At 70.9% G+C, this 26472-nt stretch carries 19 protein-coding genes; 13 read left to right on the plus strand and 6 right to left on the minus strand.

The window, feature by feature from the left end; genetic code table 11:
- Positions 1-81 precede the first annotated feature (81 nt).
- Positions 82-666: a DUF5134 domain-containing protein gene (locus ACYU7G_RS01170; protein WP_461103913.1), complete on the minus strand. Its 585-nt coding sequence runs from the start codon at positions 664-666 to the stop codon at positions 82-84.
- A gap of 210 nt (positions 667-876) precedes the next feature.
- Here ACYU7G_RS01170 and ACYU7G_RS01175 point away from each other — a divergent pair, with 210 nt between their 5' ends.
- The 7 genes from ACYU7G_RS01175 (at position 877) to ACYU7G_RS01205 (ending at position 9935) form a co-directional block, all read left to right on the plus strand.
- Positions 877-2922, plus strand: a complete 2046-nt coding sequence (locus ACYU7G_RS01175; protein ID WP_461103915.1) for a cytochrome c oxidase assembly protein — start codon at positions 877-879, stop codon at positions 2920-2922.
- Between the two features lie 32 nt (positions 2923-2954).
- Complete coding sequence (locus tag ACYU7G_RS01180) at positions 2955-5174, plus strand: heavy metal translocating P-type ATPase (protein WP_461105122.1); 2220 nt, start codon at positions 2955-2957, stop codon at positions 5172-5174.
- 130 nt (positions 5175-5304) lie between these two features.
- Positions 5305-6243 carry an aldo/keto reductase gene (locus ACYU7G_RS01185; protein ID WP_461103917.1) on the plus strand — a complete coding sequence of 313 codons (939 nt, stop codon included), beginning with the start codon at positions 5305-5307 and terminating at the stop codon, positions 6241-6243.
- 120 nt (positions 6244-6363) lie between these two features.
- Positions 6364-7125, plus strand: coding sequence for an N-formylglutamate amidohydrolase (locus ACYU7G_RS01190; protein WP_461103919.1), 762 nt, complete (start codon positions 6364-6366; stop codon positions 7123-7125).
- Entirely contained in the window at positions 7125-8294 is a 1170-nt protein-coding gene (locus ACYU7G_RS01195) for a flavohemoglobin expression-modulating QEGLA motif protein (protein ID WP_461105124.1), read from the plus strand. The genes ACYU7G_RS01190 and ACYU7G_RS01195 overlap by 1 nt, the downstream gene beginning before the upstream one ends.
- Positions 8291-9331: a glutathione synthetase gene (locus ACYU7G_RS01200; protein WP_461103921.1), complete on the plus strand. Its 1041-nt coding sequence runs from the start codon at positions 8291-8293 to the stop codon at positions 9329-9331. Before ACYU7G_RS01195 ends, ACYU7G_RS01200 begins: the two co-directional genes overlap by 4 nt.
- Before the next feature lie 61 nt (positions 9332-9392).
- On the plus strand, positions 9393-9935 hold the full coding sequence (locus tag ACYU7G_RS01205) for a tetratricopeptide repeat protein (RefSeq protein WP_461103923.1): 543 nt from the start codon (positions 9393-9395) through the stop codon (positions 9933-9935).
- A 7-nt stretch (positions 9936-9942) separates the two neighbouring features.
- Here ACYU7G_RS01205 and ACYU7G_RS01210 read toward each other — a convergent pair whose 3' ends face one another.
- A complete protein-coding gene (locus ACYU7G_RS01210; RefSeq protein ID WP_461103925.1) occupies positions 9943-11337 on the minus strand; it encodes an MFS transporter in 1395 nt (464 codons plus the stop codon).
- A gap of 36 nt (positions 11338-11373) precedes the next feature.
- On the opposite strand from ACYU7G_RS01210, the gene ACYU7G_RS01215 reads away from it, so the two are divergent.
- On the plus strand, positions 11374-12360 hold the full coding sequence (locus tag ACYU7G_RS01215) for an aldo/keto reductase (RefSeq protein ID WP_461103927.1): 987 nt from the start codon (positions 11374-11376) through the stop codon (positions 12358-12360).
- A 3-nt stretch (positions 12361-12363) separates the two neighbouring features.
- Here the strand turns inward: ACYU7G_RS01215 and ACYU7G_RS01220 are convergent, their stop codons facing one another.
- The 4 genes from ACYU7G_RS01220 to ACYU7G_RS01235 all read right to left on the minus strand — a co-directional run bounded on the left by ACYU7G_RS01220 (position 12364) and on the right by ACYU7G_RS01235 (position 17868).
- Positions 12364-12657, minus strand: a complete 294-nt coding sequence (locus ACYU7G_RS01220; RefSeq protein WP_461103929.1) for a hypothetical protein — start codon at positions 12655-12657, stop codon at positions 12364-12366.
- A gap of 149 nt (positions 12658-12806) precedes the next feature.
- Positions 12807-14666, minus strand: a complete 1860-nt coding sequence (locus ACYU7G_RS01225) for an ABC transporter ATP-binding protein (protein WP_461103931.1) — start codon at positions 14664-14666, stop codon at positions 12807-12809.
- A complete protein-coding gene (locus tag ACYU7G_RS01230) occupies positions 14663-16492 on the minus strand; it encodes an ABC transporter ATP-binding protein (RefSeq protein ID WP_461103933.1) in 1830 nt (609 codons plus the stop codon). Before ACYU7G_RS01230 ends, ACYU7G_RS01225 begins: the two co-directional genes overlap by 4 nt.
- A 185-nt stretch (positions 16493-16677) precedes the next feature.
- Positions 16678-17868: an ROK family transcriptional regulator gene (locus ACYU7G_RS01235; RefSeq protein WP_461103935.1), complete on the minus strand. Its 1191-nt coding sequence runs from the start codon at positions 17866-17868 to the stop codon at positions 16678-16680.
- Positions 17869-17971: 103 nt separating this feature from the next.
- Here ACYU7G_RS01235 and treY point away from each other — a divergent pair, with 103 nt between their 5' ends.
- The 5 genes from treY to ACYU7G_RS01260 all read left to right on the plus strand — a co-directional run bounded on the left by treY (position 17972) and on the right by ACYU7G_RS01260 (position 26448).
- The gene (gene treY / locus ACYU7G_RS01240; protein WP_461103937.1) at positions 17972-20581 is read left to right on the plus strand and encodes a malto-oligosyltrehalose synthase; all 2610 of its coding nucleotides are present in this window, start codon (positions 17972-17974) and stop codon (positions 20579-20581) included.
- Between the two features lie 181 nt (positions 20582-20762).
- Positions 20763-21098, plus strand: coding sequence for a hypothetical protein (locus tag ACYU7G_RS01245; RefSeq protein ID WP_461103939.1), 336 nt, complete (start codon positions 20763-20765; stop codon positions 21096-21098).
- Positions 21099-21129: 31 nt separating this feature from the next.
- On the plus strand, positions 21130-22119 hold the full coding sequence (locus tag ACYU7G_RS01250) for a hypothetical protein (protein WP_461103941.1): 990 nt from the start codon (positions 21130-21132) through the stop codon (positions 22117-22119).
- A 45-nt stretch (positions 22120-22164) separates the two neighbouring features.
- Entirely contained in the window at positions 22165-23964 is a 1800-nt protein-coding gene (gene recQ, locus ACYU7G_RS01255) for a DNA helicase RecQ (RefSeq protein WP_461103943.1), read from the plus strand.
- Positions 23965-23994: 30 nt separating this feature from the next.
- Positions 23995-26448, plus strand: a complete 2454-nt coding sequence (locus tag ACYU7G_RS01260) for a DUF2207 domain-containing protein (RefSeq protein ID WP_461103945.1) — start codon at positions 23995-23997, stop codon at positions 26446-26448.
- Positions 26449-26472 lie beyond the last annotated feature (24 nt).

Genomic DNA, 26472 nt, shown 5'->3' on the forward strand with positions numbered 1-26472 from the left:
GGCGTGTCGGGTCGCCCCCACCGGGCGCCCGGTCGGCCCCAGCGCGAGTCCAAGCTTCGAAACCCATGAAATCCTCTTCCCTCAGCCCAACATCATCCAGCACATCGCCGCCATGCCGGCGGCCATGACCACGCCCGAGCCCGTGTCCACCGGTCCGGGCGGCACGGACCGGGGGCGGCGCACGGCCTCGAACGTCTCCACCAGCATCGCGACGGCGGACACGGCCATGGCAGCGGTGGCAGCGGTCCCCGTGAGCACGCCGACGGCACCCGGGTCTGCGTGCTGGTGCGCGACGGGCGCGTCCCCCGTGGGCGCCATCACCACCACCATCCACACCATCGCGAGCATGCTCGCGGCGTGCGAGACCTGGAACAGCGGTCCGTGGCAGCCGGTGTCGTAGTGCGAGATTCGCTTGGTGGCCAGCAGCACGGCCAGCACCGCGAACCAGACCGCCCCGGCGGAGAACAACAGCACCTGCGGCAGGGCCGGGACGTACCCCCACCACGGCCACACCATGGCCACCATGACCACGGCCATCGCGAGGTGGAGTAGGTGCATCACCACTTGCAGCGGCTTGCGGATCTCGGCCACCACCCGGCCCAGCAGGTAGCAGGCGAGCACTCCGAAGACGACGGTGAACGCCCACTGCGCCAGCGGTTGGTCCACCTCGCATCCCCTTCTGTTCTACAACTTGTAGTGGAACGCTAGCAGCAGGCGGGTACCCCCACAACTACGTGTTGTAGAGTTGCGGCGGTCGATCAAGGACGGTGCCGTGAAGGTTGAGCAGGTGGCGGAACTGGTCCGTCGGACAGGAAGTGCGTGCGGGTCCATCCCGACGACGCCGCAGCGCGCCGCGCAGCACGGAGGTGCAGCCGCGTGACCGCCACCGTCCAGACCCCCACGGCCACCCCGACCAGCCGCGTCCCGGGCGCGCTGACGGGACTGCTCGCCGTCGCCCTCCTGCTGGCCATCCCGGTCACCGTCACCGCCCTGCTGGGCGCGGGGCCGTACGAACAGATCGTGCGCGTGTTCCCCGGCCCGCTGGTCTCGATCACCACCACGGTGCTGCGGACCGTTGCCGACGGTGCGGCGCTCGTCAGCGTCGGTGCCATCGTGGTGCTGCTGTTCCTGCGCGACGCCGCCTCCAGGCAGGCGCAGGACCTGGGGCACTCGTTCGAACTCTCGGTGCTGCAGCGCGCCTCCAGCCTGTGGATGCTCGCCGCCGCCGGCCTGATGCTGTTCGACCCGCTCGACACCTCCGGCGTGGACCTCGCCCAGATCATGATGCCCGGCGCGCTGGCCTACGTGCAGACCGCCGCCTACGCGCCGCTGTCGGTGTTCGTGCAATTCTTCGGCGCCACCATCGTCACCCTCGGCGCCCACTTCGCCCGCCGCTGGACCGGCCTGCTGTTCCCGCTGCTGGCGGCCACCTGGGCGGTCCTCGCACCCGTCGTCGTGGGCCACGTGCTGGTCGGCCCGGACCACGACTTCGGCAGCGACGCCGTCGTCATCCAGCTGTTCGCCACCCAGTCCCTGTTCGGCGTGCTGGCGGTGCTGGCGCTGCGGGCCTGGGCCGGGCACGAGATCACCCCCGGCATCCGGCGCCGCACGGCCCTGCTGGGCGCCGTCGCAGTGCCCGTGATCGTCGTCACCGACGTCGTCCTGGCCGTCTTCCTGCTGGCCGGCACGGGGCTGTTCTCCTCGCTCAGCGGCTGGTTCATCGTTGCCCGCTGGGCCTGCCTGGCCGTGCTCGTGGCGGTGGGGGTCCTGTCCACGCGCCGAGTCCTGGGCCGCCCCGACGACGCGCCCGCCCCGTCGCAGGCCCGGGCCCGGCTGGCGCTGTCCGTGGCCGCGCTGGCGATCGCGGGCTGGACGGGCGTCACCGTCGCCCACCTGCGCGTGCCCACCCCGCAGTACTTCGTGCCCACCAGCATCACCCAGACGTTCCTGGGCTTCGACGTCGACGCCGCCCCCACCGCGTTGGTGCTGTTCACGAACTGGCGCCCCAACGTGCTGCTGCTGGCGATCGCGGTGGCCGCCGTCGCCGCCTACTTCGTCGCCCTGCGCGCGGCCCGCCGCCGCGGGGTCGAGTGGCCCGTGGGCCGCACCATCGCCTGGACCCTGGGCTGGGCGCTGGTCGTCTTCGCCACCAGCTCCGGCTTCGGGAAGTACTCCGCCGCGCACTTCGGCATCCACATGATGGTCCACATGAGCCTGTCCATGATGGCGCCGGTGCTGCTGGTGCTGGGCGGGTTCCTGACGCTGCTGCTGCGCGCCAACAAGGCCGACGGCGACACCCAGCACAACCTGCACGACTGGGTCAGCCAGGCGATGGGCTGGAAGGTGGTGCGGTTCCTCTACAACCCGCTGATCGTGTTCATCGCCTTCATCGGCTCCTACTACGTGCTCTACCTGACCGAGCTGTTCGGGACGATGGTGCGCTACCACTGGGCGCACCAGCTGATGAACGTGCACTTCCTGCTGGTGGGCTACCTCTACTACGGCCTGATCATCGGCGTCGACCGCGCCCCCAAGCCGCTGCCGCACCTCGGCCGGCTGGGCCTGATCATGGCCGCGATGCCGTTCCACGCGTTCTTCGGCGTCATCCTGATGGGCAGCCAGACCATCATCGCCGCCACCTTCTACACCTACCTCGACCTGCCGTGGATGGATCTTGCGGCCGCGCAGGAACTGGGCGGCGGCGTCGCCTGGGCCGGCGGTGAGATCCCCGCACTGGTGGTGATCATCGCGCTCGGCATCCAGTGGGCCAGGCAGGACCGCAAGGAGGCCGCCCGCAAGGACCGGCACATGGACTCCGGCCGCGACCAGGAGTTCGAGGACTACAACGCCATGCTCGCGCGGCTCGCCCAGCGCAACCCGCAGGCACCCAAGGCCCCCGTGAAGGAGGACCCGCAGCCGTGACCCTGGACACCAGTGCCCCCGCAGCGCAGGAGATGATCGAACTCGACATCTCCGGGATGACGTGCGCCGCGTGCGCGAACCGCGTCGAGAAGACCCTCAACAAGCTCGAGGACGTCTCCGCGACGGTGAACTACGCCACCGCCCGCGCCCACGTCACCGGCTACGGCGCCCACGGCGTCGAGAAAGTCCTCGCCCAGGTGGAGAAGGCCGGCTACGGCGCCCACGTCCACGACGGCGCCGACGACGAGTGGTCGAAGCGGGCCACCGAGGACCGGATCGTCTCGCTGCGACGCCGCCTGATCCTGTCGGCCATCCTGACCGTGCCGCTGATGGACATCACCATCGTCCTCGCGCTGGTGCCGGACTGGCGCTTCCCCGGCTGGGAACTGCTGTGCATCCTGCTTGCCCTGCCCATCGTCACCTGGTGCGCCTGGCCGTTCCACCGCGCCACCCTGCGCAACCTGCGCCATGGCTCGGCCAGCATGGACACGCTCGTTTCCATTGGCATCACCGCCTCCTTCGGGTGGGCGGTGGCGACACTGCTGTTCGGCCTGGGCGAGGCCACCGACACCGGCTTCTGGCTCGGCTTCGGCGCCACCCCGGAGGGCGCCAACTCCATCTACCTCGACGTCGCAGCCGGCATGACCACGTTCCAGCTGGCCGGGCGCTACTTCGAGACCCGCTCGCGGCGGCGCGCCGGCGACGTCCTGGGCGCGCTGAACGCCCTGGCCACCAGCACCGCGCGGGTGCTGCGCGACGGCGTCGAGTCCGTGGTGCCGATCGCCGAGCTCCGCAAGGGCGACACATTCGTCGTCCTGCCCGGCGAGTCCATCCCCGCCGACGGCCGGATCCTGGTGGGCAACGCCGCCGTCGACACGTCGATGATGACCGGCGAGCCGATGCCCGTCCCACGCGGCCCCGGCGACGACGTCACCGGCGGCACCATCTCCACCGACGCCCGCATCGAGGTGCAGGCGCTCAAGGTGGGCGCCCACACCCAGCTGGCCCAGATGGCCGTGCTCACCGAGCAGGCGCAGGCCCGCAAGTCCCGCGTCCAGAAGCTCGTGGACCGGATCACCGCCTGGTTCGTGCCCGTCGTGGTTGCCCTGGCCATCGTCGTCGGCCTGGTCTGGGTGCTGCTGGGCACCGCACCGGTGGTGGCCTTCGGCATCGGCATCTCCGTGCTGATCATCGCCTGCCCGTGCGCCCTGGGCCTGGCCACCCCCACCGCCCTGATGGTGGGCATCGGCCGCGGCGCCACCCTCGGCATCCTGATCAAGGGCCACGACGCCCTCGAGGCCAGCGGCGGCATCACCACCGTCGTCCTCGACAAGACCGGCACCCTGACCAGCGGACGCATGAGCGTCGCCGAGGTCTCCGGTTTCACCGCCTCCGACGACGACGTCGTGGCCCTGGCCGCGGCCGTCGAGCGCGGCTCCGAGCACGCCATCGCCCGCGCCGTCGAGGCCGCCGCCGAGGAGCGCGCGCTCGTGCTGCGCCCGGCGACGGAGTTCCAGACCCTGCCCGGCCTCGGCGCCGCGGCACGGGTCGACGGTGCACGCGTCGTGGTGGGCAACCCGAAGCTGCTGGGCGAGCAGGACGTCGAGATCACCCCCGCCGCGCAGGCGGCCATTGACCGCGCCGACGCCGAGGGTAACACCATCGTCCTGGTGGCCCGCGAAGGGGAGCTCGTCGGCCTGCTGGCGCTCACCGACGCCATCAAGTCCGACGCCGCCCGCGCCGTCGCCGCACTCCACGAGCAGGGGCTCGAGACGGTGCTGTTGACCGGCGACTCGCAGCAGGCCGGCGAGCGCATCGCCCGCGAGCTCGGCATCGGCAGCGTCCATGCCGGGGTGCTGCCGCAGGGCAAGGCCGACGTCGTGAAGGAGCTGCAGGCGCAGGGCAAGCGGGTCGCGATGGTGGGAGATGGCATCAACGACGCGATCGCGCTGGCCACCGCGGACCTGGGGCTCGGCGTGGTCACCGGCACCGACGTCGCCCTCAAGGCCGCCGACATCATCCTCGTGCGGGACGACCTGATGGTGATCGCCGACGCCATCGGGCTGTCGCGGAAGACGCTGCGCACCATCAAGGTGAACCTGTTCTGGGCGTTCGGCTACAACGTCGCCGCCATCCCCATCGCCGCCATCGGGCTGCTGAACCCGCTGATCGCGGCCGGGGCGATGTCCCTGTCCTCGGTGCTCGTCGTCCACAACAGCCTGCGCCTGCAGAACTACCGCAGGAAGCGCTGACGGCCCTATCCTCCTTCTCGGGAAGTGCGCTCCCGACACCCGAATCCGCGTCACTGGGTGGGCTTTGGGCGCCCGCCCGTTCGGACGGGAGTAACGTTTCAATCGAGACTCAAGGAAGAGGTGTACAACTGTGAAGACATTCACGCTGCCCGGAACCGACATCGTCGCCCCCAACGTCGTCCTCGGACTGATGCGCATCGAGAACAAGAGCGACGACGAGATCCGGGAGTTGACGCGTACGGCGCGCGACGAGGGGATCGACTTCTTCGACCACGCCGACATCTACGGGACCGGCATCCACACCTGCGAGCGCCGCTGGGCCGAGGCGATGCAGCTCAGCCCGCCGGAGCGCGAGCAGGTCACCATCCAGACCAAGGCCGGCATCATCAAGGACGGGCCGTACTACGACTTCTCCTACGAGCACCTGGTCTCGACGGTGGAGGGCTCACTGGAGGCGCTGGGGACCGACTACATCGACATCCTGCTCCTCCACCGCAGTGACGCGCTCGTGGACCCCGAGGAGGTGGCCCGCGCGCTGGACGAGCTCCACAGCTCCGGCAAGGTGCGCCACTTCGGCGTCTCGAACCACACGCCGGGCCAGATCGAGCTGTTGAAGAAGTACGTGCAGCAGCCCCTCGTCGCCAACCAGCTGCAGCTGTCCATCGGCCACGCGGCGCTGCTGGCGCAGGGCATCGCGATCAACGTCGAGGGCCGCCAGGAGGCGTACAACCTCGACGGCGGCGGCATCGTCGACTACTGCCGCCTCAACGACATCACGATCCAGGCGTGGTCCCCCATGCAGACCCGGGTACCGGACCGCCACGTGTTCCTCGGCTCGGAGCACCACCCGCAGCTGAACGCGATGATCAACGAGCTTGCCGCCAAGTACGGCGTCGAGCCCGAGGCGATCGCCACCGGCTGGATCACCCGCCACCCCGCCGGCATGCAGGTGGTACTCGGTACGACGACGCCCGCGCGCGTCTCGGCGTCGGCGAAGGGCTCCGAGATCCCGCTCACCCGCCCCGAGTGGTACGGGCTGATGCAGAAAGCCGGATACCTGATCCCCTGATCCCCCCGTCACCTGCCCTGTTCCCGGACACCTGCCCTACAAGGCAGGTAACGAGGAACAGGGCCGGTGTCTTCACCCAGGTTTTGCACGGTTGGCCCCGGATACCGGTAGACATGACACATGGATCCATTCACGTTCGAGGGGGACTGGAGCGGTCAGCTGATCGCGACCGCCATTCATGCGGGCCACGACCTGCGGCCCGAGATCGCCGAGCGGCTCGTCCTCGACGAGGCCACCCGGTTGCGCGAGGAGGACCCGTTCACCGACCTGCTGGGAGCCCGTGCCCCCGCCCGCGTCGTGGTGAACCGGTCCCGCTTCGAGACCGACCTCAACCGGATCCGTGAGAAGGCCGTCTACAAGAACCCCGCCGACGCGTGGGGGCTCGAGCTGTGGGACGAGTACCCGCTGCCCGAGGACGTCATCGGCCGCAGCCTCGAGGTCTACGACTCGTTCTTCGAGGCACTGGGCGAGCGGCTCGACGAGGTGGCCGCCCGCGGCCCGTTCATCGTGCTCGACGTCCACTCCTACAACTTCCGCCGCGAGGGACCCCGGCAGCCCGACGAGCCGGTGATGGAGAACCCCGAGATCAACCTCGGCACCGGATCGCTCAACATGGACCTCTTCGGCGACGTCGACGCCGCCTTCCGGCTCGCGATGGCGGCCCAGCACTTCGACGTCCGCGAGAACGTCAAGTTCAAGGGCCAGAACCTCGCCTGGTGGGTGCACGAACGCTACCCGCGCACCGGCTGCGTGCTCGCGCTCGAGTTCAAGAAGGAGTTCATGGACGAGTGGACCGGTGAGCCGGACCGCGAGCGGATCGACTTCCTCGCAGACGGCCTGGCCCGCTGCTTCGAGCCCATGCTGGGGGCGTTGCCCAAGTGATGACACCCGCCGACAACCCACTCTCGACAAATGACCAGGCGGTGGACCACCAGCTCTCCCAGCTGGGCACGAGCTTCCGGTTCATCCTAGACGTCACCCCCGTCGACGCCGACGACGTCAGCGTCGCCTTCCTGGAGCGACCCCACGAACCCGAGTTCACCTACCGCGAGGTGGGCGTGGACCCGGAGGTGGCGGCGAAGATGCTCGCCGACGTCGACGTGGCCAGCGTGGAGGACAACACCGTCGGCGCGCTGCTGCGCGGCAAGCACAGGGAGCTGGAGTTGCAGCTCGCGATGCTCCGCTCCCGCGGCACCAGCGACTTCCACGCCCTCAGCCTCGAGCTCTACGGCGGCGTGGCACCCAACCTGCTCACGGCCGCCAGGTCGGTGATCGAACGGGTCGACCCCGAGCCGTACCGCGGCGAGCACCTGGACGCCGAGGAGTTCCTCGCCATGGCCGAGGCGGAGATCGACCGCTACCGCCAGAGCAACCCCGACATCGACATCCACGCCGAGATCCGCCACGACTCCACCGGAATCATGGTCAGCGAAAACGTCCTGCTGGTCGGACCCGAGTCGAAGGTGGCCACCGGGCGCGCCAACGCTCTCATCCAGCACGAGATCGGCACGCACCTGGTGACCCAGGTCAACGGCTCCCACCAGCCCCTGAACGTCCTGGGCACCGGGCTCGCCGGCTACGACGAGACCCAGGAGGGCCTCGCCGTGCTGGCCGAGATCGCCGCCGGGGCGCTGACCACGGGCCGGATGCGGCAGCTCGCGGGCCGCGTCGTAACGGTGCACTCGATGGTGGAGGGCGCCTCCTTCGTGGAGTGCTGGCAGGACCTCGTCGACGCCGGCTTCCCGCGCCGTGGCGCGTTCACCACCACCATGCGCGTCTTCCGCTCCGGCGGCCTCACCAAGGACGCGATCTACCTGCGCGGCCTGCTGGACCTGCTCGAGCACCTCTCGCGGGGCGGCTCCCTCGACGCCCTGTTCCTGGGCAAGTTCGCCCTGGAGGACCTACCCCTCGTCGAGGAGCTGAACAACCGCGGCGTACTGCACGAGCCCGTCCTACTACCCCACTGGTACGAGAACGAGGAAGGGCGCCAACGCCTCGCCGAGGCCGCCACCCAGACCGACCCCGCCCAACTGATCCAAGGAGCAGCATGAGAATCGGATTCGTCGTCAACGACGTCGCCACTGAAGATCCCGTCTACACCACCGTCAGGCTTGCGATGCAGGCCTCCAACATGGGACACGAGGCGTTCCTGATGGGAATGGGCGACTTCGCCTACGAGGTCGACGGCAGCCTCAGCGCCAAGGCGCGCGGCGTCGGCGGCAAGAACTATCGCTCCACCGAGCGCTACCTCGACGACGTGCAGAAGCCGGAGGTCGAGGAACAGATCAGCCTCTCGGAGTTCGACGTCGTGATGCTGCGCTCGGACCCTGCCGCCGACGCCTCCGAGGCCCCGTGGGCCAACAATGCCGGCGTCGCGTTCGGTCAGCTGATCGCCAACACCGGCGTCCTCGTGGTCAACGACCCGGGCAGTCTCGCCAACGCCCTGTCCAAGGCCTACTTCCAGCACTTCCCCGAGGTGGTCAGGCCACGCACGATGATCTCGCGCGACCAGGCCAAGATCGCCGCCTTCGTCGACGAGCTCGGCGGCAAGGCGGTGCTGAAGCCGCTGCAGGGCTCCGGCGGCAGCGGGGTGTTCCTGGTGAACGAGAAGGAGTCGCCCAACCTCAAGCAGATCACCGAGGCCATCGCACGCGACGGCTACGTCGTCGCCCAGGAGTACCTCACCGCCGCCCAGGAGGGCGACGTGCGGATGTTCGTGATGAACGGCCGCCCGCTGATGCGCAACGGCAAGTACGCCGCCTTCCGCCGCACCCCCTCGGGCGGCGACATCCGCTCCAACATGAGCGTGGGAGGCAAGGCGAAGGCAGTGCAGGTCACCGACGAGATGCTCGGCCTGGTGGACGTGGTGCGCCCGAAGCTGGTGGCCGACGGCATGTTCCTGGTGGGGCTGGACATCGTCGGTGACAAGCTGATGGAGGTCAATGTCTTCAGCCCCGGCGGGCTGGGCAGCGCGTCCCAGCTCTACGACGAGAACTTCTCGATCGCCATCATCGAGGACCTGGAGCGCAAGGTGCAGATCCACGGCCACTACGGCCTGCTGGGCAACACCGACCTGGCCACCATCTAGCGCCACGCGCCGGCGGCCCGCGCCCAACTCGGGCCGCCGCAGCGTCGCCTACAGTCGGATGATGATGAGCATCTGGGACAGGATCACCGGCCGCCGCGGTAGCTCCGGAAAGGGCGCGCCACTGGCGGGCCACGCCGAGTTGCACGCCCGTGCCGAGGCCGGCGACGCCGACGCCATGGTGGAGTACGCCCTGCTCCTGGTGGACGACAACCCGGCGGAGTCGACGGCGTGGCTGCGGCGCGCGGCCGACACCGGCCACCCGCAGGGCAGCTACTACCTGGGCGTCGTGCTGAATGACGAGGGCGACGTCGACGGCGCCCGCGAACAGTGGCGTCGCGCGGCGGATGCCGGGTACACGCCGGCGATGCACATCCTCGGCTTCACGCTCTACGAGGCGGGCGAGGTGGACCTCGCCAAGCAGCACTGGCGGCGCGCCGTCGAGGGCGGGAACGCCGACTCGATGGTGTTCCTGGCGATGCGGCTGCTCCAGGAGGGCGACGCCGACGGCGGCCGGGCGCTGCTGGAGCGGGCTGCTGCGCTGGGGAACCAGCTCGCCGTCGAGGGCCTGGCACAGCTCGACGCCTCCGACGGCCGGGGCTCCTGAGGTCCGCTCACGCGGGCTGGTCCGCCTCGGGTGAGCGGGGCGTGACCATCACCAGGACCACCCCGAACACGCAGATGGCCGCCAACACGTAGAACACCCTCGAGAGGTCCTCGGGGAAGGCCGCCGCCAGCACACCTCCGACGAGGGGGCCGGCCACGCCCCCGAGGCGGCCGAACCCCGCACACCAGGAGGTGGCCGCCGCACGCGAGGTGGTCGGGTAGTAGTTCGCGACGAAGCCGTAGATCAGGGTCTGGGTCCCGGAGGTCCCGATGCCCACGATGCCGACGGCGGTCATCATCAGCGAGGTCAGGCCGGGGGTGGCCGTGGTGGTGGCCAGCACGATGCCCACGGCGCCGACGGCGAACAGGACGGCGATCACCGGCTTGGCGCCCCAGCGGTCGGCCGCCCACGAGCCCCCGAGCCCACCGGCCACGGCACCCACGTTGAGCGCCAGCAGCAACACCAGGGAAGACTGCTCGCCGAGCAGGCCCTCGGTGAGCTGCGGCAGCCACGTGTTGAGTGAGTAGACCAGCAGCATTCCGACGGCGCTGAGCAGGCCCAGCACCACCGTCGGCAGCAGGAAGCGTCCTCCGAAGAGTTCCATGAAACCGCCCCCGGTCTCCTCGTCGACAGGCCACACTGGCGCCCCCGGCACTGGGATGCCGCGGCGCTGGGAGACCAGTCGGGCCTCCTCGTGCTTGCCGCGCGACTCCAGCCAGACCACCGACTCCGGCAGCTTCCAGAACGTCAGCGGCAGCAACGTCACCAGCGGGAGCGCACCCAGCCAGAACAGGCCGCGCCAGCCGATGAGGTCCAACGCGACCAGGGCGGAGGCGGCTGCGAACATCGAGCCCAGGGGGATGCCGCTGAAGACGATCGCGTTCGACAGGTTCTTGCGCCCCTCCGGGGCCATCTCGGAGACGACGACGGCGGTGGTGGCCGCCAGCGCCCCGATGCCGATACCGGTGACCAGCCGCATCACCCCGAAGGTGGCGGCGTCCGGCGCCATCGCGGTCAGCGCCATCCCCACCGACAGCCAGGCCGTGGACGCCAGCATCGGGATGCGTCGGCCGATCCGGTCTCCCACGGCCCCGATCCCGAGGGCCCCGAGCAGCATCCCCAACGGCGCCAGGCTGCCGAGCACGCCCCCGAGTCCCGAGGCGGCGGCGATGGCCTCCTTCATGCCGTCGGTCAGCTGGTCAGGGGGTACGCCCACGGACGCGGTCAGCGCGGTCTGCAGCTCCGGGGCGAGCGCCTCGAAGATCAGGCCGCCACGCTCGCGGAACTCCGGCATCACGGCGCCGTAGACGGCGAGGTCGTAACCGTCGAAGACCAGACCGGCGAGCGCTGTCCCCAGCACCCAGAACAGGGTGGTGCGTCGTCGGGAAGTGACGTCGGACATGGGCGAAGTCTTGCACGCACCCACTAGCCTTTGGGCATGGAAACCAGATTGCTCGGCCGCACCCTCCGCTCCGTCTCGGTCATCGGCCAGGGCTGCTGGCAGTTCGGCGGGGACTGGGGCAACGTCAGCGACGACGACGCCCGCGCCGTCCTGCACGCCGCCGCCGACGCGGGCGTCACGTTCTTCGACACCGCCGACGTCTACGGCGACGGCCACAGCGAGGAACTGGTGGGTGCGTTCCTGGCCGAACGCCCGAACGACTCGTTCTTCGTCGCCACCAAGCTCGGCCGCCGCGCGGACCCGTTCACCACCGAGACCTACACGCGTGAGAACCTGCGCGCCTGGACGGAGCGCTCGCGGCGCAACCTCGGCGTCGACACCTTGGACCTCACCCAGCTGCACTGCCCGCCCACGCCCGTCTACTCCACCGACTCGGTCTTCGACGCGCTCGACGAGATGGTCGACGACGGCTGGATCCGCAACTACGGCGTCTCCGTCGAGACCGTCGACGAGGCCCTCACCGCGCTGCAGCGCCCCGGCGTCGCCAGCATCCAGATCATCCTCAACGTGTTCCGCCGCAAGCCGCTGGAGCAGGTGCTGCCCGCCGCGAAGGCTGCCGGGGTGGGGATCATCGCGCGGGTGCCGCTGGCCAGCGGGCTGCTCACCGGCAAGTTCACGGAGCAGACCACCTTCGACGCCTCGGACCACCGCACCTTCAACCGGCACGGCGAGTCCTTCGACCAGGGCGAGACGTTCTCCGGGGTCCCCTACGACGTCGGCGTCGCGGCCGCGCGGGAGTTCGTCGAGCTGGTGCCCGAGGGCGTCACGCCCGCGCAGTTCGCGCTGCGCTGGGTGCTGGCGCAGGACGGCGTCTCCGCGGTGATCCCGGGCGCGAGCCGCTCCGAGCAGGCGACGGCGAACGCGGCCGCCGCCGACGTGCTGCCGCTGACGCAGGAGCAGCTCGACGCGCTGGAGGACCTCTATGACAGGCACATCCGCGCGCACGTGCACGAGCGTTGGTGAGCCTCAGAACGCGTAGGTGAGCGCCGGGACCGCGAGCACCCCGGCGGTGACCACCATGGTGGCCACGAACAGCAGTTTCTGGCGCACCACCAAGTAGAGCACCCCGGGCACCAGCAGGAACACGCCGATGGCGATCACGACGGGTGCGATGGCCAGCGACAGCTCTGACATGTAGGCGCCGGACATCCCGACCGACAGCTGCTGCAGCCCCACCCCGAGGATGCCGACGGGCACCAGCAGCGCCACGCACGTCAGTGCGATCGCCCACCACGGCGACCATCGGTTCGGCGCCTTCATGTCCCGAGTCTTGCACGCCCGGCTCGGTTACGTGGCGCACTTGGCCTCGGAGACGGAGCCAAGTGCGGCGGGCTACCAAGGTGGCGCACTTGGCTGGCGCGTTCGGCACCGGAGACGGAGCCAGATGCGCCACCCTGCTGGGGCCGGCGTCAGCCGCGCAGCGACGTCTCCCACTGCCCGTGCAGCGACGCGAAGTGGCCCGTGGCCTCGGCGACCAGGACCTCCGGGTCACCGTCCTCGACGATGCGGCCGTCGGCCATCACCAGCACGCGGTGCGCGATGGAGACGGTGGAGAGCCGGTGGGCGATGATGATGGCGGTGCGGCCCTTCAGCAGGGTCTGCAGGCCGCGCTGCACGAGGCGCTCGCTGGGCAGGTCCAGGGAGCTGGTGGCCTCGTCGAGGATCAGCACCTGCGGGTCCGCCAGGAACGCGCGCGCGAACGAGACCAGTTGCCGCTGCCCGGCGGACAGCCGGCCGCCGCGGCTGCGCACGTCGGTGTCGTAGCCGTCGGGCAGGGCGCGGATGAAGCCGTCGGCGCCGACGTTGATGGCCGCCGCCTCGATGTCGGCGCGCGAGGCCCCGGGCCGGCCGAGCGCGATGTTGTCGGCCACCGTGCCGGAGAACAGGTAGGACTCCTGGGTGACGGAGACGATGGTGCGGCGCAGGTCCGCGTCGGTGACGTCGCGCAGGTCCGTGCCGTCGATCCGCACGGCGCCCTGCTGCGGGTCGACGGTGCGGGCGATCAGCTTCACCAGCGTGGTCTTGCCGGCGCCGGTCTCGCCCACGAGCGCCACCACCTGGCCGGCGGGGATGTTCAGGTCGATGCGCGGCAGCACCGGCGTGCCGTCGGTGTAGGAGAAGGTGACGCCGTCCACCTCGATGTGCCCCTTGGCGCCGTCGAGCGCGACGGGCACCTCCGGGTCCGCGAGGGTGGGCTCCTCCTCCAGGACGCCGGAGATCTTCTCCAGGGCGGTGGTGGCGCCCTGCAGCTGGTTGACGAACATCATGATCTCGGTGACCGGGTCGAAGAACTGCCGCGCGTACAGCACTGCGGACAGCAGCACGCCGACGGGCAGGGTGCCGGCCAGCACGCGGCTGCCGTCGTAGAACATCAGGACGGCCGAGACGATCCCGGACAGGGCGACGATGAACGTGTTGGCGACGGCGAACACGAAGAACACGTCGGCGTTGGTGTCGCGATAGCTCTCGGCGCGTTCCTTGAACTCTCCGGTGCGGACCTCTTCGGCGCGGAACGCCTGGACGGCGCGGATGCCCACCATGGACTCCACGAAGGAGCCGATCATCCTGGCCGAGGCCACCCGCACCTTGCGGAACCGGTTGCGGGACTGGATGACGAACCAGAACGCGAACAGCCCCGTCGGCACCAGCCCGGCCAGCAGGATCAGGCCGGAGGGGACGTCGAGCAGCATCAGCGCGACGACGGTCATGCCGAGGAACAGCAGCGAGCTGACGAACTGGGAGATGCCGCCGGCGACGAACTCGCGGATGGCCTCGACGTCGCTGGTCTGGCGCGAGATCAGCCGGCCCGAGGTGTAGCGCTCGTGGAAGGCGATGCTGAGGCGCTGCGAGTGTGCGAACAGGCGACGGCGCAGCTCCAGCACCAGCGCCTGCGCGAACTTGGGCGTGACGGCCTTGGCGTGGCCCTCCAGCAGGCCGGCCAGCAGCGCGCTGACCAGGGTGGCCGTCGCGATGAGGATGAACCGGGACCACTGGCCGGTGTCCAGGGCGTGGAAGCCGGCGTCGACGCCGAGGCCCACCAGGGCGGGCACGGCCACCTTCGCGGCGGTTCCGATGAGGGTGGCGGCGGCCACCTCGGCCACCTGCCAGCGCACCGGGTGCAGCAGCGAGCCGAGCAGGCGCATGGAGCGGCGGCGCAGTGCGACGTTCTCCGCGCGGGTGTGGTGCTCGGCCTCCTCGCCCATGGTGCCGCGGACGGTGGAGGGCGAGTCCTGGCGGCGCGGCAGCTTCTTCTCGGGCCTGGTGCTCATCGCAGGTCACCTGCCTTCTCGGTGCTGGGATCGTCGTCCTCGTCGAAGGAGGAGATCACGTAGCGGTAGCGCTCGCTGGTGGCGAGTAGTTCGGTGTGGGTGCCGACGGCGACGACGCGGCCGCGGTCCATCAGGGCGACGCGGTCCGCGAGCGCCACCGTCGAGGGGCGGTGCGCGACGATCAGGACGGTGGTGTCGCCGAGGGTGTCATCCAGCGCGGCGGTGACCTTGGCCTCGGTGTGCACGTCGAGCGCGGACAGCGGGTCGTCGAGCAGCATCAGCCTGGGCCTGGCCGCGATGGCGCGGGCGAGCGCGAGCCGCTGCCGCTGGCCGCCGGAGAGCCCCTGGCCCTCCTCGCCGATCACGGTCTCCACACCGGAGTCCAGTTCGTCGACGAAGTCCGCGGCCGACACGGCGAGGGACTTGTCCAGCATCTCCTGCGGGGCGTCCGGGTCGCCCAGCAGGACGTTGTCGCGGATGGAGGCCGAGAACAGGGTGGGGTCCTCGAAGGCGACGGTGAGCTGCTCGCGCAGGTGGTGGCGGGAGACCTCGCGCACGTCCACGCCGTCGACGAGGATCGAGCCGGAGGTGACGTCGTAGAGGCGGGCGGCGAGGTTGATCAGGGTGGACTTGCCGGAGCCGGTCAGGCCGACGATGGCCATCCGCTCACCCGGGTTGACCTCGAGGTCCAGGCCGCTCAGGAGGGGGTCCTCGCCGGGGCCCTGGTCGTCGAAGCGGAAGGTGACGTTGCGGAACTCCAGGCGTGCTCCGTGGGGGGCGCCGTCGAGCGGGGTGGGGATGGTGGTGGGATCCGTCGGGTCGGTGATGCGCGGCTCCCGGTCCATCACCTCCTTGTAGCGGGCCAGGGCGCTCATGGCATCCAGCGCGAACGCGACGAGGAACCCGAGGAACGAGACCGGGTTGCGCAGGATGGTGGCGGTGGCGAAGAACGCCACCACACCGCCGATGGTGACCCAGCCGAGCGCGGCGAACCAGATGGCCACGACGAGGCTCACGGCGATGACGACGTTCGGGATCAGCGTCAGCCAGCGGAACATCCGGGCGTCGGCGAGGCCGCGGGCCACCTCCAGGTCTCGCAGCTCCTCCGCCTCGGAGCCGAACTGCTCGAGCGCCTCGGGGGCGCGGCCGAACGCCTTCAGGATGCGGATGCCCTTGACGGACTCCTCGACGACGGTGGCGACGTCGCCCGACTTGTCCTGCGCGCGGCGGGTGAGGCGGGTGTACTGCCGCTCGAAGCGCAGCATCAGGAACACCAGCGGCGCGGAGCCGACGAGGAACACGGCGGCCAGGATGACGTTGGTGCCGGCCATCAGGACGGTGCCGACGATGATCATCACGATGTCGTTGATCAGCATGATCAGGCCGAACGCGAACCAGCGTCGGATCAGGTTCAGGTCCTGCGTGACGCGGGTGAGCAACTGGCCGGAGGGCCACTGGTCGTGGAAGGTGGTGTCCAAGTCCACCAGGCGGGTGAACAGGGCCATCCGGGCGCTGAACTCGGTGGTGGTGGAGGCGGGGATCATCACCATCCGGCGCAGGAACACCATGCCCGCCTCGAACAGGCCCAGCCCGCCCACCAGCAGCGTCGCCGGGATCAGCGCACCGCGGTCACCGGCCGCGATGGGGCCGTCGATGAGGCGTCCGAGCACCTGCGGCATCAGCAGCGCCGCCACTGAGCCCACCATGGTGGCCAGCAGCGCCAGCACCAGCCTGCCGATGTGCGGCCGGACGTGGGGTCCGATCACGGCGAGGAGTTCTGGAAGCGGGGGGACATGACCCTTGGTCGATTCCCTGTGCGTGCTCACCGTCGCCCTCCACTCCCTACCGGCCGCCCTGTTCGGGGCAGCCCGGACATGCTACCCCTTGGGGCAAGCGCTTTCGCCGACGCTGACTGGCGAATCGGCGTCGCCAGTGGGTCGCCCGGTCGGCTCGGTGTGGTGATTGCGACGGTGCACCAGCAGAATCACCACACCCAGGCAGCCGGCGGGCGTCAGTCGGTGACCCGGACGTCGCTGGCGGTGGGATCCGTCCCCAGTGGGAGCCCGGCGAACGCCTCGAGGGTGAACGGTTGGACGCCGGTGGTGGGGTCGGCCAGGGAGGAACGCAGCCGCTGCAGGGCGGCCAGGCCCGCTCCGACCGCCGCGGAGAACTGGTCCAGCTCCGAGATCCGCACGGGCGGGGTGCGGGCGACGTTCTCGCGGATCACGGTGGCGAGGTCATCGATGAAGTGGGGCGCCACGGGGGTCAACGCCCCGGACAGCACCACCACTCCCGGGTCGACGACAGCGGTGGTGAGCGCCAGTGACGGCGCCATCGCCTCGATGTAGGTCTTGACTCCGGCCAGGGCCTGCTGGTCACCGTCGAGGATGGCGCGCACCCCGTCGCCGATGGGGTCCTCGGAGTCGCGGAACGGCTCCAGCCACTCCATGCCGGCCTCAGTGGGGATGAAGTTGTTGTGGGAAAGGTCGCCGGCACCGCCGTGGGCGCCGCCGCGGGGGGTGCCGCCGAACAGCAGGCCGAGCGTGGGGCGTCGGCCCAACTGGATCAGCAGGACGTCACCGTGGTCACGGGCCGCGCCCACGCGGTGTTCGGCGTAGCCGGCGGCGCGGACGTCGTTGACCACGAAGGTTCGCCCTCCGATGGCCTCGGCCCACAGGTCCTCGGGCGACTGTCCATTCAGCTCCGGCATGGCGGCGGACTCGACCATCCGGCCGTCGACGCCGATGTTGCCCGTCACCGAGAGCCCCGCCAGCCAGAGCGGGCCGCCGTCCCCCAGGGCCTCCCGCGTGACCTCGGCGATGGTGCGACGGCGGAGGGCCTCGTCGGCGCCGCGTGGCAGCCGTCGCTCCACCTTTGCCCGCTGGCCGCCCTCGAGGTCGAACCGGACGCACCGCAAGGCACGACCCCCGACGTCGAGGCCGATCACCGAACCCTTCGGGACCACCAGCGAGTAGACCTGGGCGGGGCGGCCGGGACCGCCGCCGGTGGATCGGCTGGAGGCCACCCACCCCTTGGCCTCGAGCCCACGCAGCACCTCGCCGAGTGGGGCGGGCGTGAGCCCGGTGGCCCTTGCCAGGGCCGAGATCCTGTGCGGTCCCTCCCCCAGCGCGGACACCACCAGGTACTCGTTCCACTTCCGGACCGAGTTCGGGTCCGCACGTCTCAGATTGGATTGGGCCATGCCGCCATCGTGGCACGTCCCAGAGGTGGCCGCGACAATTTCGTTGGAGTCCAAGCGAATCAACCTTCCGCCGGAAAGCCGCGGCCGTCCCTAGAGTGGAGGCGTGAGCACACACCCGGTTCCGACGTCCACCTACCGGTTCCAGCTGCACGCCGGTTTCACCTTCGACGACGCCGTGGCACAGCTGGACCACCTGGCTGCGCTGGGCATCACGCACGTGTTCTGCTCCCCGATCCTGCAGGCCGCGCCGGGATCGATGCACGGCTACGACGTGGTGGACCACTCCCGAATCTCCGACGAGTTGGGCGGGGAGGCGGCCTTCCGGCGGTTCGCCGAGGCGGCGCGGGCGCTGGGGCTGGGCATCGTCGTCGACGTGGTGCCCAACCACATGGCGGTGCCCACTCCCCTGTTCCACAACCACGAACTGTGGGAGGTGCTGCGCCGCGGCTCGGACTCGCCGTTCGCGCGCTGGTTCGACGTCGACCTCACCGGCCAGCAGGCCATCCTGATGCCGGTGCTCGGCAACCGGATCGGGCAGGAACTGGAGGCAGGCACCATCACCGTGGAGGAGCGGCCGGTGCCGACGCCCGACGGCGGCAGCGTCGTCGAGCCCGTGGTGGTGCACTACGACCACGTCTTCCCCGTCCGCCCCGGCACCGAGGACCTGCCGCTGCCGGAACTGCTGGAGGCCCAGTGGTACCGGCTGGCGCACTGGAAGGTGGGCAGCGAGGAGCTCAACTACCGGCGCTTCTTCGACGTCGACACCCTGGCCGCGGTGCGGGTGGAGGACGAGTCCGTGTTCGAGGCCAGCCACCGACTGCTGGCGGACCTCCATTCCGAGGGCCTGATCGACGGCTTCCGCATCGACCATCCCGACGGGCTCGCCAACCCGCGCCAGTACTTCGCTGACCTGCAGGGCCTCACCGGCGGCTGCTGGGTGGTGGTGGAGAAGATCCTCGAGGCCGACGAGACCCTGCCGACGGGCTTCGAGTGCGACGGCACCACCGGCTACGACGCCCTGTTGCGCATCTGCGGCCTGTTCCAGGACGCCGCCGGCCTGCCCCGCCTGAACGCCTTGTGGGAGCGGGTTTCCGGTTCGAGCGAGTGGTTCGGGTCAGTGCTGACGCAGGCGAAGCAGGAGGTGGTGCGCTCCATCCTGTTCGCGGAGGTGAACCGGCTCACCTCCATCGCGGTGGCCATCTGCGACGGCGACATCCGGCTGCGCGACCACACCCGTCGCCAACTCCGCAACGCCATCCGCCGTCTGCTGGTGGAGATGGACCGCTACCGCGCCTACGTCGAGCCCGGGCAACCGGCGGCCGAGGCCGAGCGCGAGGTGGTGGCCGAGGCCGCGGACCGGGCACGCGCCACCCTCGCGCCCGACGAGCTGGACACCTTGGACCTGGTGGTGGCGTTGGCCTGCGGCGACCCGGGCACCGGGGACGAGGGCCGCGGCGCCGAGACCCTGCCCGAGCCGGGCCACGGTCCCGTCACCACGGAACTGCCCGACGAGAGCCCGGACGTGCTGGAACTGCGTGCCGAGTTCATGGTGCGCTTCGCCCAGACCTGCGGGCCCGTGATGGCCAAGTCCAAGGAGGACACCGCCTTCTACCGCTGGAACCGGTTCATCGGCGTCAACGAGGTGGGCAGCGAACCCACCATGGTGGGCATCACCCCCGACGGCTTCCACGACTTCTGCAGCACCCTCACCGAACAGTGGCCCGCCACCATGACCACGCTCAGCACCCACGACACCAAGCGCTCCGCCGACGTCCGCGCCCGCCTGTCCACGCTCACCGAGTACCCCAAGGAGTGGGAGTCGTGCGTCACGGAGTTGCGCGCGGCCACCGAGGAGCAGCGGGCCGAACCCCTCGACGGTGCCACCGAGATGTTCGTGTGGCAGACCCTCGCCGGCACCTGGCGGCTGCCCGGCAGCGCGGCCGGCACCGCGCCGATCTCCGAGGAGCGGCTGCGGGACTACCTGACCAAGGCGCTGCGCGAGGCCAAGTCCCACACCACCTGGACCGAACCCAACACCGCCTACGAGGACACCGTCATCGGGCTCGCGCTGCACGCCTTGTCCGACGACGCGTGCGCGGCCGCCCTGGACGCGTTCACCGAAGCGGTGGCCCCGTCGGTGCGCGCCAACGTGCTGGGCCAGGCGCTGCTGCAGCTCACCATGCCCGGCGTCCCGGACGTGTACCAGGGTTGCGAACTGGTGGACCTCTCCCTCGTGGACCCGGACAACCGCCGCGCGGTGGACTACGCCTTGCGACGTGACCTGCTGGCCGCGCTGAAAGCCGACCCAGCAGCGCCCAGCACCGCTGATCGAGTAGGGCGCCCCGCGCCCGTGTCGAGATCCCTCGACACCGAAAAACTCCTCGTCACCACGCGGGCGCTCCGGCTGCGCGCGGAGCACCCGGACGCGTTCCGGGGCGCCGGTGCGGAGTACCGGCCGGTGGCCACGACGTCGGGCCACGCGGTGGCGTTCGCACGGGCCGAGGCCGGGGCCGAGCGCGTGACGGCCATCACCGTCGCGACGAGGCTGCCGTCGCAGCTGGGCGAGCAGGGCTGGGCCGAGCACGCGATCATCCTGCCGGAGGGTCGGTTCCGGGACGTCTTGTCCGGGCGCGAGGTGGAAGGTGGCCAGGCGCTGCTGGCCGACGTCCTCACCGACCTGCCCGTGGCGCTACTGGTGCCCGCCGACTCCTGACCGGCGCGCGTGGCTGGAGCGGACGGCTCCGTCTCCGGTGCCGTCCGCTCCACCGACCTGCCTGCATCGAATGCCCCATGCCGCTGCCGGAAGATGGGGCATTCGGCCGATTCGCGGCCCTCACCCGCGGCCGTAGCTTCGGAGGGTGCCCCGAATCCGGGGCCCGACGAGGGGGTGCGGCATGGGAATCGACGTTGCGTTGCTGGCCGGGACGGTCTCCAGCGTCATCTTCGCGGTCAGCGTGCTGCCGATGGTCCTCAAGGCAGTCCGCACCCATGACCTGTCCTCCTACAGTCCGGGCAACCTGGCGCTGGCCAACGTGGGCAACCTGGTGCACTCGGTCTACGTGTTCAGCCTGCCGGCCGGCCCGATCTGGGTGCTGCACAGCTTCTACCTGGTCACCACCGCACTGATGCTGGTGCTGTACCTGACACAGCCCCGCCCATCGTCGCCCGAGGTGCAGCAGCCCGACGACGACGTGGCGGTGTCCGCCGCCGAACTGGCGCCGATGACGTAGCGTTGGGAGCCGAGTGGCAAGGAGGCCCCCGTTGAACGCGAACACCCCACCATTCCAGGACGTCGGCAAGCTGCCGGAGACTGACGGCCAGTGGCTGCGACCCTCGGCCGACCACCCCGCCGAGCCCCGCTGGGGACATCCCGACGGGCTGCAGGTGGGCTTGTCCCCCACGCCCGGTCCACGCGGCCTGCTGCGCCTGTTCACCCCGTACCTGGACCACGAGCGCAACCGGCTGCTCAACTTCGTCGCCGTCGAGCCGGTGGTGGCGGGGCAGCACGCCCGGGGCTTCTCCGAGCTGGAGCCGAGCGCCCTGGACGGGTTGCCGGGCAAGCGGTTCTGGAGCTCCGACTCCCTCGGAGCGGACGTGCCGGAGGACCCCCAGGCACCCACCCGCGGCGTCGTCGAGGAGGTCGACGGCGTGGAGCACCTGAGCGTTTGGGTGCACTCCGAGCGGTTCGAGAACGGGGCGGAGGTCTCCGTGCGGGTCCGGTTCCGCGCCGACCGTCCGCACGAGGTCTCCCTGGCCGCGTTCCGACGCCCGGGATCGGCGGAGCTGGTGCACTGCGTCCTGACCGCCACGATGGGCAACTTCGCCAGGCTCCGGCAGCTCCACCTGCGCGAGCGGGTGGTGACTGCGGAGGAGCTGTGGCCGGGCTTCCAGCGGACGGACTTCGCAGACCACGGCCGCTTCGGCCTCTCCGAGCTGCAGCCGGCGCCCGACGGTGGGGTCGTCGTCGCCGCCACCCCCGACGAGCGCGCCCCGCACGAGGCGGTCGCCGCACCGGGCACCGCGCAGCACTGGAGCTACGTCGGTCGCCGCGCGGTGCAGGGTTGGCGCGTGCCGGACCCGAGCCCGCAACTGGAGGTGCTGGTCAACGGCCGCTGGGCCTACTGGGCGAGCGAGTCCCCCATCCCCGGCGGCACCAGCTTCGAGAACTTCGAGGTGCTTGAGCCCTTCCGTGACGGCCAGGAGTTCATCTACTGGGCCGAACCCCTCGACGACGGCGACTTCACCTGGTGACCCGCCCCCGAGGCGACGTCAGTGGGCTCGCATAGGGTGGCCTGCGTGACCGCCACTCTGGATGCCCTCAACAACATCTGGGGCTACGACGCGTTCCGGGGCCAGCAGGCCGAGATCATCGAGACGGTGACCCGCGGCGACGACGCGCTGGTGCTGATGCCCACCGGCGGCGGCAAGAGCCTTTGCTACCAGATCCCCGCCCTCGTCAGGGAGGGAACGGGCGTGGTGGTCAGCCCGTTGATCGCGCTGATGCATGACCAGGTGGACGCCCTCGAACAGCTCGGCGTGCGCGCCGCCTTCCTGAACTCCACGCAGATCCCGGACGAGCGCCGCGACGTCGAGCGCCGCCTGCTGGCCGGGGAGCTGGACCTGCTCTACCTGGCCCCGGAGCGGCTGCCCGTGGCCGCGGGGCTGCTGGACCGGGCGCGGATCGCGCTGTTCGCCATCGACGAGGCCCACTGCGTGGCCCAGTGGGGCCACGACTTCCGCCCCGACTACCTGGGCCTGACCATGCTGCACGAGCGCTGGCCGGACGTGCCGCGGATCGCGCTCACCGCCACCGCCACCGCGGAGACGCGCGAGGAGATCATCCGCAACCTGCGCCTGGACGAGGCCCGCGTGTTCGTCTCCAGCTTCGACCGGCCCAACATCTCCTACCGGATCGCACCCAAGCGCGACGCCCGCTCGCAGCTGCTGCGCATCATCGAGACCGAGCACCCCGGGCAGGCCGGCATCGTCTACTGCCTCAGCCGCGCATCCGTGGAGAAGACCGCCGAGTGGCTCTCGGGCAAGGGCGTCACGGCCCTGCCGTACCACGCCGGCCTCCCCGCGGAACTGCGCGCCGCCAACCAGTCCCGCTTCCTCCGCGAGGAGGGCGTGGTGATGGTGGCCACCATCGCGTTCGGGATGGGCATCGACAAACCCGACGTCCGCTTCGTCGCCCACCTGGACCTGCCCAAGAGCATCGAAGGGTATTACCAGGAGACGGGCCGCGCCGGGCGCGACGGGCTGCCGTCGACGGCGTGGCTGGCCTACGGCCTGGCGGACGTGGTGCAGCAGCGTCGCATGATCGCCGACGGCGAGGGCGACGCCCAGCGCAAGCGCGCGCAATCGCTCCACCTCGACGCCATGCTCGCGCTGTGCGAGACGGTCCAGTGCCGCCGCCGCCAGTTGCTGCGCTACTTCGGCGAGGACAGCGAGGCCTGCGGCAACTGCGACACCTGCCTCGAGCCGCCCGAGGGTTTCGACGGCACTGTCCCGGCGCAGAAGCTGATGTCCACCGTCGTGCGGCTGCAGCGCGAGCACGGGCAGCGCTACGGGGCCGGCCACCTCGTGGACATCCTGCTCGGCCGCGAGACCGAACGCGTCACCCGCCTCGGGCACACGGGCCTGACCACCTTCGGGATCGGCACCGAGCTGGGCGAGCAGGAGTGGCGCGGCGTGGTGCGTCAACTGCTGGCGCAGGGGCTGCTGGAGGTGCAGGGCGAGTACGGGGTGCTCTCCCTGCCGGAGGCCGCCGGTCCGGTGCTGCGCGGCCAGCAGCAGGTGTGGCTGCGCCGGGAACAGGAGCGGGTGCGCACGCCGCGGCGCTCGCGGGCCCGGACCGCACCGGTGGAACTGGACGAACCGCAGCAGGACCTGTTCCAGCAGCTGCGCAGCTGGCGCGGCGCCGTCGCGAAGGAGCAGGGCGTGCCCGCCTACGTGGTGTTCAACGACGCCACCCTCGCGGGGATCGCGCAGGTCCGGCCCACCAGCCTGGGCGAACTGCGGGGCGTCTCCGGCGTCGGCGAGGCCAAGCTGGAACGCTACGGGCAGGCCGTGCTCGACGTCGTCGCGGAGGGCTGACGGCCCGCGGGGTTGGTACGGTCTCAGGCGATGACCCAGACCTTTCGCCGCACCATGTGTGCCCTGTTCTCGCTGCTGCTCGCCATGGCAGCCATCGTCGTTGCCCCGGGCCTCGCACACGCGGCCGAGGACGAGGTCACCTCGATGGCCGTCAGCTTCGACGTCCGCGCCGACGGCTCCGTCGGCGTCCGCTACGAGCTGCACTGGCGCTTCGCCGAGACCGGCCGCCACGGCATCGACTTCAACATCGCCACCCGGGAGCCCTGGGAGGCCGACCCGATGCTGGACGTGGTCTACGAGGTCAGCGACCTCAAGGTGGACTCCCCCAGCGGCGCACCCGACCAGTTCGAGCGCACGGACCACGAGGCCGGCTCCGACGGTGAGCTCCGGCTCCGCATCGGGGACCCGGACACCACCCTGGACACCCGCGACGCCACCTACGTCATCAGTTACGAACTGCGCGGCGCGCTGCGCACCTTCGACGGCGTCCCCGAGCTGCACTGGGACGTCACCAGCGGCTCCTACCCCAAGATCCGGGAGTTCACCGTCACAGTCACCGGCCCAGAGGGTGTGGACCGGGCACGCTGCCTGACGGGACCGGAGGAGTGCGGCCAGTCCGTGACCGACGGCGTGGCCGCCCTCACCGGCTCCGACGTCGCCCGCGGCAACACCATCACCGCCGTGGCCGCCTTCCCGGCCGGCTCCATCGCCGACGCCGAGCCGATCCTCGAGGAGCGCCGCCTCACCTCCCCCGTGGTGGTGGGCCAGGACAGCACCCTCGACGTCGACGAGGGCGGCGGCCTGCACGCCGAGCACACCATCACCTACCGGTTCCCGGTGGACCGCCCCACCAGCAGCAGGCTCTACCTGTTCCCGATCCGGCTCCCGCACAGCACCACGCAGGACCGGGTGCTGACGGTCTCCAACCTGACGGTCACCGACGCCGCCGGCGCCGCCCTGGAGCACCGCACCTCCTTCGCCGAGCCCGAGGACAGCTTCGACGAGGGCGCCGTCTGGGTGGAGGTGACGGCGGTGGACTCCGCCGCGACGGTGGTGCTCAGCTACGACGTCGCGGGCGCCATCGGCCTCGTCGAGGAGACGGGCGAGACCACGCTGCGCTGGCCCATCACCCACGAGTACCTCACCCACGCCCCCGAGGCCACCGCCACCTGGCGATTCCCCGGCGAGGTGGACCGCGCCACCTGCGTGGCCATCAGCCTCTCCGGCGAGGACCGGGGCAGCTGCTTCGACGGCGCCGTCACCGTGGCCGGGGACACGGTCCACGTGCCCGCCGGCGAGATGGGGCCCAACCCGCGCACCCACCTGCTGGAGGTCACGCTGCCCGCGGCGGCAGTGGGCGGCGCCCAGTTCGAACTGGCCCCCAGCAAGGACCTGGCCAACACCCTCGGGCTGGTGGCCGGCGCCGGTGGCGGGCTGGTCGGGCTCACGGCCCTCATCTTCGGCCTGGGGCGCGTCGGCGGGCTGATGCAGCGCAAGGACGAACGCTTCGTCGGCGTGCCGCCGGGACTCACCGGCGACGGGGGCGCGGTGGGTCCCACCAAGCGCGACGCCAAGGTCCCGGTCCGCTTCCACCCGCCGGAGCTGGACCTGGTGAAGGCCGGCGTCATCCTCGACGGCGCCCACAACGCCCGGCACACGGCCGCCGCGCTCACCCAACTGGCCGTCGACGGTGCCATCGGGATCGAGACCAAGCCGCTGCGGCTGGTGCGCCGGAGCCGGGCGAAGGCCGACGGCACCGTCGGGCACGCCGTCTACAACGCCATCCCGAAGAAGCCGGGCAAGCGGATGTCCGCGGAGCAGGTGCGCAAGGTCAACCGGGCGGTGAACCGGGTGCAGAAGACGGTGCTGGCCGACAGGTCCCTGTTCCGCGCCGTCACCGGCGGCTGCGCCGTCCGGCTGGTGTTCATGGCGGTGTTCATGCTGGCCGTGCCCGCGGCGGCCATCTGGGTGGCGCTGTTCGGGCCCTGGGACCTCACGCTCGGCCTGTTCCTGGGCCTGGCCGGGGTGGCGTTCGGCTCCTTCTTCGGTTGCCTGCGCGGGCTGGTCCGCTCCGGAGCCCGCACGCCCCTGGCGGCCGGGGGCACGGCGCTGCGGGACCAGATCCGGGGCTTCCGCACCTACATCGCCACGGCGGAGGCGAAGCAGCTGGACTTCGAGGCGGAGCGGGACATCTTCCGCCGCTACCTGCCCTGGGCGGTGCTGTTCGGGCTCACGAAGCGCTGGACGGAGGTCTGCGAGGAACTGGCCGCGGCCGGGCTGATCCCGCCGCTGGACACCTCCTTCGCCGGCGGCGTCAGCACGGCGCAGCTCACCAGCAGCCTCGGCAGCCTGCAGGCCCGCGCCTCGTCGGCCGGCCTGACCACGCCCACCTCCTCCTCCGGCGGCGGCTCCGGCGGCTCGTCCGGGTTCTCCTCCGGCGGCGGCGGTTCCGGTGGCGGCGGTACCAGCGCGAGCAGCTGGTAGGGACCCCGCCCCGCGGTACCTTCG

It is taken from the genome of Tessaracoccus terricola, assembly GCF_054776555.1.

What these genes read in the sequence shown, in the direction of transcription:
- ACYU7G_RS01195 (WP_461105124.1), top strand. Translation starts at nt 7,125, where the DNA reads ATGACACCCGCCGACAACCCACTCTCGACAAATGACCAGGCGGTGGAC.
- ACYU7G_RS01235 (WP_461103935.1), bottom strand. Translation starts at nt 17,868, where the DNA reads ATGGCCCAATCCAATCTGAGACGTGCGGACCCGAACTCGGTCCGGAAG.
- ACYU7G_RS01180 (WP_461105122.1), top strand. Translation starts at nt 2,955, where the DNA reads ATGATCGAACTCGACATCTCCGGGATGACGTGCGCCGCGTGCGCGAAC.
- ACYU7G_RS01205 (WP_461103923.1), top strand. Translation starts at nt 9,393, where the DNA reads ATGATGAGCATCTGGGACAGGATCACCGGCCGCCGCGGTAGCTCCGGA.
- ACYU7G_RS01215 (WP_461103927.1), top strand. Translation starts at nt 11,374, where the DNA reads ATGGAAACCAGATTGCTCGGCCGCACCCTCCGCTCCGTCTCGGTCATC.
- ACYU7G_RS01190 (WP_461103919.1), top strand. Translation starts at nt 6,364, where the DNA reads ATGGATCCATTCACGTTCGAGGGGGACTGGAGCGGTCAGCTGATCGCG.
- ACYU7G_RS01260 (WP_461103945.1), top strand. Translation starts at nt 23,995, where the DNA reads ATGACCCAGACCTTTCGCCGCACCATGTGTGCCCTGTTCTCGCTGCTG.
- ACYU7G_RS01210 (WP_461103925.1), bottom strand. Translation starts at nt 11,337, where the DNA reads ATGTCCGACGTCACTTCCCGACGACGCACCACCCTGTTCTGGGTGCTG.
- ACYU7G_RS01220 (WP_461103929.1), bottom strand. Translation starts at nt 12,657, where the DNA reads ATGAAGGCGCCGAACCGATGGTCGCCGTGGTGGGCGATCGCACTGACG.
- ACYU7G_RS01225 (WP_461103931.1), bottom strand. Translation starts at nt 14,666, where the DNA reads ATGAGCACCAGGCCCGAGAAGAAGCTGCCGCGCCGCCAGGACTCGCCC.
- ACYU7G_RS01200 (WP_461103921.1), top strand. Translation starts at nt 8,291, where the DNA reads ATGAGAATCGGATTCGTCGTCAACGACGTCGCCACTGAAGATCCCGTC.
- ACYU7G_RS01245 (WP_461103939.1), top strand. Translation starts at nt 20,763, where the DNA reads ATGGGAATCGACGTTGCGTTGCTGGCCGGGACGGTCTCCAGCGTCATC.